The sequence below is a fragment of the Streptomyces sp. NPDC059695 genome, from assembly GCF_042733785.1.
Taxonomy (GTDB): Bacteria; Actinomycetota; Actinomycetes; order Streptomycetales; family Streptomycetaceae; genus Streptomyces.
Genome location: NZ_JBHWFF010000004.1, coordinates 165,927 through 173,286, shown reverse-complemented (window position 1 = coordinate 173,286; position 7,360 = coordinate 165,927). Strand labels below are relative to the sequence as shown.

The 7,360-nt window shown below is 76.1% G+C and carries 4 protein-coding genes; all 4 read left to right on the top strand.

The window, feature by feature from the left end; all coding sequences use genetic code 11:
* The first annotated feature begins 214 nt into the window (after positions 1–214).
* The 4 genes from ACFV2S_RS07445 to ACFV2S_RS07430 are packed head-to-tail and all read left to right on the top strand — an operon-like array spanning position 215 to position 7,360.
* Positions 215–2,671: a hypothetical protein gene (locus ACFV2S_RS07445; protein WP_385555120.1), complete on the top strand. Its 2,457-nt coding sequence runs from the start codon at positions 215–217 to the stop codon at positions 2,669–2,671.
* A complete protein-coding gene (locus ACFV2S_RS07440; RefSeq protein WP_385555119.1) occupies positions 2,668–4,377 on the top strand; it encodes a hypothetical protein in 1,710 nt (569 codons plus the stop codon). Before ACFV2S_RS07445 ends, ACFV2S_RS07440 begins: the two co-directional genes overlap by 4 nt.
* On the top strand, positions 4,374–4,913 hold the full coding sequence (locus ACFV2S_RS07435) for a Pycsar system effector family protein (RefSeq protein WP_383790918.1): 540 nt from the start codon (positions 4,374–4,376) through the stop codon (positions 4,911–4,913). Before ACFV2S_RS07440 ends, ACFV2S_RS07435 begins: the two co-directional genes overlap by 4 nt.
* Positions 4,914–4,921: 8 nt before the next feature.
* The gene (locus ACFV2S_RS07430) at positions 4,922–7,360 is read left to right on the top strand and encodes a VWA domain-containing protein (RefSeq protein WP_385555117.1); all 2,439 of its coding nucleotides are present in this window, start codon (positions 4,922–4,924) and stop codon (positions 7,358–7,360) included.

Here is a 7,360-nt window from a genome sequence, read left to right as displayed (position 1 = left end):
GCGGGGGGGGGGGGGGGGGGGGGGGGGGGGGGGGGGGGGGGGGGGGGCGGGGGGGGGCGGGGGGGGGGGGCCCCCCCCCCCCCCCCCCCCGGACCGGGGGCGGGAACCGCACGTACCACGTCGGGGGTGACCTGCTCGACGTCCACGGCAACACGATCCACGGGGGCTTCACCGGCATCAGCAAGGGATCCGGACCGAAGGCGGGTGACCCGCGGTGAGCGACCAGGACGAGCCGGCGGGCACCGACACCCCGGACTCCGGCCACGACCGCGACGACCGGGGGGACGGCGGTCGGGGCGGCGACCGGGGCGACGCGCACGACCGGAGCGGCGACCGGGGTGACAGGGGTGACAGGGGTGACCGCGGGGATCGGGGCGACCGCGGGAACCGCTCCGACCGAGACCGGGACCGTGACCGAGACCGGGACCGAGACGGCGAGCGGGCCGACGGATCCGGCGACCAGCCGCGCGAACCGAGCGTCTTCGACGCCGCCGACCGGGGCCCCCTCGGCGGCGAGAGCGACACCGGCGGCGCCGCCACCGCCCTCCGGGCCGTCCGCACCTGGGCGGGCGGCGCGGCCGACCGCCTGACCACCATCCACGGCGACGGCACCGTCTTCGAGGGCAACCAGATCTTCGCCCTCTACGGCTCCGACCGCTCCCTCTTCGTCCAGGGACCCGTCCCGCCCGAGACGCTCGACCACCTCGGCCGGGTGTACTGCGCGACCGCCGGGTACGCCCGCATGCGGGACCGGCTCCGCGACCACCGGGTCCTCGTCCTGTGCGGCGAACCCGGCAGCGGCCGCAAGGCCACCGCGCTCGCCCTCCTCGACGAGCTCACCGGCGGCAAGGTCTTCCGGCTCGACCCCCGCCACGGCGTCGACGAGATCACCGAGGACGCCCTCCAGGAGAGCGGCGGCCACCTCCTGGAGCTGCTCGCCGAGGACGTCCGGACCGAGAGCGAGCCGCGCCCCGCCCGCTCCGGCCGGGGCGAGCACACGGGTGGCGCGCGCCGTCCCGCCACCCGTCTCTCCGAGCTGCACCTCGACCGCTTCGGCGAACTGCTGCGCGGCCGTGAGGCGTACGGGGTCGTCCTCGTCGAGAACGGAGAGCTCGCCGACCGGCTGCTGCGCGGACGGTACGGGATGTACTGCCCGCCCCCGCCGGCCGACGAGGTCCTCCACCGCCACCTCTGGCACCGGCTGCGCGCCGAGCCCGACGAGGCCCTCGGCGCCGCACGCGCGCGTGCCCGGCGACCCGACGTCGTCCGGGCCCTCGGCCTGGAGGAGCTGAGGCCCCGGGAGGCCGCCCGGCTCGCCGACCACCTGGCCCGGCACTGGCGCGGCGAGATGACCGACGGGGAACTCCTCGCCGAATGCGCGAGCTTCGTCCGCTCCCAGGCCCGCGAGTGGTTCGCCGGCGCCGACCGCCCCGGCGCGCTCCCCGAGGCGCTGCCCGTCCTGAACGCGGGTGCGTTCCGCATCGCCGTCGCCGTCTTCGACGGCTCCGCCTACAGCCTCGCAGCCGAGGCCGCCGAGCTCCTCGCCTGGGAACTCGCCGTCACGCTCGACCCCGACCACGCCCCCGGGCGGCGCCTGTTCGGCACCCACGCCGAGCACCGTCCCGTGCAGGCCCGGGCCGTCCTGGAGGACGGCGAGCTGGACCTCGGCCCCGCCAAGGTGCCGGTGCGGGCCGTCCGTTTCCAGGGCGAGGCGCTGGCGGGCGCTGTCCTCGGCGAGATCTGGCACGGCTACCACAACGTCCGCGGCCCGGTCGCCCGCTGGCTGCGCGCCCTGTGCGACGACGCGCGCCCCGAGGTGTGGGTGCGCGCCTCCGTCGCCGCCGGAGTGCTCTGCTCCTGGGACTGGATCCACGGCTTCCGCGAGCTGGTCGTGCCGCTGGCCGTGACGGACGAGCCCAGGGCCCGGATGGCCGCCGCCACCGCGCTCGCCGAGGCCGCCCGCGACCCGCGCGTCCGGCCCGCGGTCGCCGCCGTGCTCAAGGACTGGGCCGGATCCGGCGAGGACACCCTCGTCCGGACGGCGCTGCTCGCCCACGGCTACGTCCTGGCCGCCGGAAGCGTCCCCGGCTCGCTCGACGCCCTGGCCCGGGTGGTCAGGACCCGCGAGGCGACCGACGTCGACGTGCTCGTGCCCGCCTCCTTCAGCGTGGCCCGGCTGCTCGCCTCCGGGGAACCGGAGCCCGTCCTGCGCCGGCTCCACCAGTGGCTCGACGACGGCCGGATCAACCTCGCCAACCTGGTCCACCTCGCCGTCATCCGGGCCCTGAGCACCCGGACCACCCACCTGTGGGGGCTGCGCGAGGTACCCGAACTCGACGAGCACGCGGCCCGCCCCCTGCTGGTCGCCCTCCTCGCCACCCGGCCCGCCCTCGCCCCCGAACTCGCACGGCTGCTGCGGCACACGCTCGCGACGGCCCGCTCCGGAGAGGCGGCCCTGGAGGCCCTCGGCGGCATGCTCCGGCGCGCCGCGAAGGATCCCGAGGCGCTCGGACACGTCCGCGCCTTCCTGCCGCGCCTCGCGGTGGACCGCCGCGACCGCGACCGGCTCAGAGGACTGCTGAACGAACTGGTCCGGGACCGTGACCGGCCCCTGGACAGGAGCGCGGCGCGCCGGATGTGGGACGCCGTGACGGAAGGAGCGAACCGATGACCGGGCCCGAGCAGGACAGGAACGCGCGGCCGGACGAGCGGGACCGGGACGAGCGCCGGAGGTACGAGGGCCAGGGCGACCGGGAGCGGCAGCGGTACCAGGACCGGGACGGGCGCGAGCGGCAGCGGTACGAGGACCGGTACGAGCGCCGGCCGTACGAGCGGCAGAACGGCGGACAGCACCCCGGCGCCCGTGACGCGGACGAGGACCTCGACCCCGACCTCGACCGCGCGGAGGAGGAACCCGAGCAGGCGCGCGGCCGGGTGCGGCCGCACGCGGCGGCCCCCGGCGGCTCCACGGCCCCCGGCCGCCCGCGCGGCCCCCTCCTCGCCGAGTACGCGCCCCCGTACCGCCGCCGGAGCGGCAAGGTCGCCGCCGTGCTCCTCTACCGCAACGGCGGCCACCGGGTGATCTGGCCGGACCGCACCGAGGACGTCAACAAGCCGATGTTCGGGTCCCCGTACACCGTCTTCGAGGTGCGGCTGGGCCGCAACGTCACCGAGTTCCGGCTGCAGCTGCCCGCCGCCGGTGACGGCGTCTTCTTCGACGCCGTCGCCAAGGTCCAGTGGGTGGTGACCGACCCGCACCTGGTCGTCCAGGAGCAGGTCGAGGACGTCGCCGAGCTGCTCCACGACGAGCTGCTCGACGGCCTGCGCAGGATCTCCCGGCGCTACCGGATCACCGACGCGCACCGGGCCGACGAGGCCGTCCGCGAGGAACTCGCCGCCGGGCGCCTCAGCTTCGGCAGGGACATGGGCCTGCGGACCCGGGTCCTCGTCTTCATCGACCTCGACGACTCCGTCAAGGCCGAGGTCTCCCGGCGGGACATCGTGAGCGTCACCATGGAGGCCGACGACCGCGTCGCCCAGGCGCGCCGGGCCAGGGAGGCGGCGGACCGCGCGCTGGTCGCCGAGCGCGCCCGCGAGCTGGAGGCCCTCTTCCGGCGCGGCGACCTCGCCCAGATCGCCCACCACATGGCGATGCACCCCGACAAGCAGTGGGAGATCCGCACCCAGCTCCAGCAGGAGCGGCGCGAGGGCCAGGACGACTACCTGCGCGTCTTCAGCCGGCTCCTGGACACCGGCGTCCTGGAACGGCACGACATCGGCGAGCAGATGTACCAGGTGCTCACCTACCTGCGGTCCCAGACCGGCAGCGTCCTCGGCGGCATCACCGACCGGGTCCTCAACCCCTCGGGCGAGACCCCCCGGCGACGCCGTGCCCTGGAGGAGGCGTCCGTGGAGCCGAGCGACCCGGACTGGGACGAGGACCGCCGTGACGCCCGTGACGCCCGGGACGCACATGATCCTCGGGACACCCGTGACGTACGGGATGCCCGTGACGCTCGTGACGCTCGTGACCCTCGCGATGTCCATGACGCCCGTGACACGCGTGACGTCAGGGACGACCCCTGGGACGAGGAGCACGGCGAGGCCGCCCACGACCCCCGGGTCTACGAACCGACCCGCGTCGAGTCGGGATCCGAACGGGAGCGGGAGCGGGAACGGGGGCGGTCGCGGGGCCGGCGCGACGACGGGTTCGACGACGGCCGCGACCGGTACGAGCCGGACGCGTACGAGCGGAACGACCGGTACGACCGTGACGACCCCTACGACCGCACGGGCCGCGACCGGCCCCGCCGGTCCTCCGGGCCCGCCCGACCCGCCCGCCCCAGCTCCGACTTCGACGACTGGGACGACGAATGAGCACCCCGGCCCCGGCCCCCGTCCCCCTGCCCGACCGGACGGCGGCGGCACCCGCACCCGCCCCCGTACCGTCCGAGGAGCTGAGGTTCATGGCCGAGCGGCTCCTCGCCACCGTCCGCGAGGACATCGGCCGGGCCGACACCAAGGCCGCGATCCTGCTCTCCGGCGCCCTCGCCTTCCTCGCGGTCGTGTTCTCCGGGGACCGCGTCCCCGTGCCCTCGGCCGGCGCCGGGCTCGCGTTCCTCCTCGCGGCGGGCGCGCTGTGGACGGCCGGGGTCCTGATGCTCGTCTCGGTGGTCCTGCCGCGCACCCGGATCGGCGCGGACCGCACCCTCCTGCGCGAGCTGACGGCCGGCCCGTCCGCGTCCGCCCTGCGGGAACGGCTGGGCGCGTCCGGCACGGACGCCACCGACTGGCTCCTCGAACAGGCCGGCGTGCACGGGCTCGTGCTCGCGGCGAAGTACCGGTGGCTGCGCCTGGGCGTGTTCGCGCTCGTGCTCGGCGCCCTCCTGGCCCTCTTCAGCGAACTGTGGTGAGAGAGAAGATGAAGTGGACCGACAAGGGGAGCGCCCTGCTCCTCGCCGGAGTGCTCCTCGGGCTCTCCGGCCCGCTCGCGGCGCCCGCCGCGGGGCTGCCCGCGGCCGGGGCGCCGGGCCTGTCCCGTACCGCCGCCGAACCCGCCGAGGGCCCCGACCCGCTCGACTTCGCCGTCGTCGTCGACCAGTCGAAGAGCCTCTCCGACAAGGACCTGGCGCGGGAGACGGAGGCGGCCGCACTGCTCAGCCAGGGCGAGATATCGGAGCGCTCCCGTGCCACGGTCATCGGCTTCGGCAGCTCCGAGAAGTCCGGCCAGTCGCCCGTGAACGAGGTCTGCCCGCTCACCGTCGCCGACGCGGCCGGCCGCGAGCGCCTCAGCACGTGCGTGCAGCAGCTGGGCCACCGCGACGAGGCCCGCATGGGGCCCGGCACCGACTTCCCGGCCGCCGTCCGGCAGGCCGTCACGCGCCTCACCGAGGGCGGGGCGAAGACCCCGGCCGTGCCCAAGGTCGTCTTCCTGCTCACCGACGGCAGGCTGGACGTCGCCGACAGTCCCGAGTACGGCACCGACCCGGACATCCGCCAGGCCAACGGAGCACGGCGGCTCACCGAGGAACTCGCCCGCGCCCGCGCGGCCGGCGTCCAGATCTGGCCGCTCGGCTTCGGCGACCAGATCGACCGCGCCGCGCTCACCGCGATGGCCGAGGGCGGCTACCGCGGCGCCTGCTCCGGCATCCCCGACTCCGTCCCCCGCATGCGGGTCGTCGGCACCTCCGCCGAGATCGACAAGGCGCTCCAGGAGACCTTCGCCGCCGCCCGCTGCGCCCGGATCGCCCAGGGCACCGTCGGGAAGCCGCCCGCCGACCTCTCCGTGACCATCCCGCCCATCGCCACCGACGGCTCCCTCACCGTCGCCAAGCACGACCCCAAGGTGCGGGTCACCTACTACGACCCGGCGGGCCGCAAGGTGCCCGTGCAGGGCGAGTTCGACGGCTCGACCTTCGAGGTCAGCGGCCAGGACGGACCGGTCGAGGCGCTGCGCGTGAAGGACCCGCTGCCCGGGCGGTGGCGCGTGCACATCGAGGCGCCCGAGGGCCACGGCGACCGGGAGGTCGCCGTCCGGGCCATCTGGCAGGGCCGCCTGCGCTCCGACGTCACCCTCGACCCGGCGTCCCCGCGCGCGGGCGAGAAGGTCACCGTGCAGGTGCGGATGCAGACCCGGCGCGGAGTCGTCATCACCGACCCGGGACAGCTGGACGGTCTCGCGGCCTCGGCCGAGGTCGCCGGCGCGGGCTTCCGGCCCTTCACGTTCAAGCTCGCCGACGACGGCCGGGCGCCCGACGCGAAGGCCGGGGACGTCCGCTTCACCGGCACGTTCACCCTGCCCGCCGGGGCCACCGGCGACCTGGAGCTCGTCACCCGCATGGCCGCGCCCGGCATCACCTCCGACCGCCGCCCGGTGCACGCCCGGAGCGGCCCGGACGTGCCGAAGCTGACCGCCGGGCTCGCCGTCGACCGCGTCACCGTGCACCCGGGCGGCACCGTCGGCGGCACCCTCGACGTCACCAACAACGACTCCGTCCCGCACACCCTGCGGTTCGCCCTCCAGGACCAGGCGCCCGGCACGGAGCTCACCGTCGCCCCGACTCCGGTCACCGCGCCCGCCGGCGGCAGCACCCGCATCCCCTTCACGGTGACCCTCGCCGCCGGCACGCCCCTGGGCGAACTGGGCGGCAAGGTCGCGGTCGTGGACAGCGGCGACGGAGACACGGTCCTCGACACCGCGTTCCTCGACGTCCTCGTCGTGGCGCCGCCCACGTGGTGGGACCGGTGGTGGAAGGCCGTCACCGGCGGCGCCGCCGCCGTCCTCGTCCTCGCCGTCCTCACCGCGATCCGGCTCCTCGCCCGGCGCCGCCGCCGCGACCTCACCGGCATCACGCTCGAACTCCGCGACGACGGACGCTCCCTGTACACGCTGAGCGTCCGCAAGGGACAGAGCCAGGGCGGGACCTTCGCCTTCACCGTCGACGAGCCGTACGGCGGGACGCCGACGCTCCGCAGCGTCCGCGGCACCGCCGCCTCCACCGCCCACCTGCTGCGCCGCAACGGCTCCGGCGAGCTCCTGCTGCGGCCCCGGGGCGGCAGCCAGGTGCCGGTGCGGGTGGGCGAACCGATCGGTCTGGGCGAGCACGAACTCGTCGTACGGGGCGGACGCGCGCCCTCCCCGCGCGGCCGCGACCTCCCGTGGTCCCGCCGCCCCCGCACCGCCCGCCGCCCCGGCACGCCCAACGAGGCCGATGCCGGTACCGGTACGGGGCGCACCCGCAGGGGTGCCAGGAGGGACAGGGGCAACGGACCGGCCCCGGACAGCGGGAACGGCACCGGTCCCGCCACCGGGACGACCGGGTCCACCGGCGGCTCCGACCCCTACGACGTCAACTTCTGA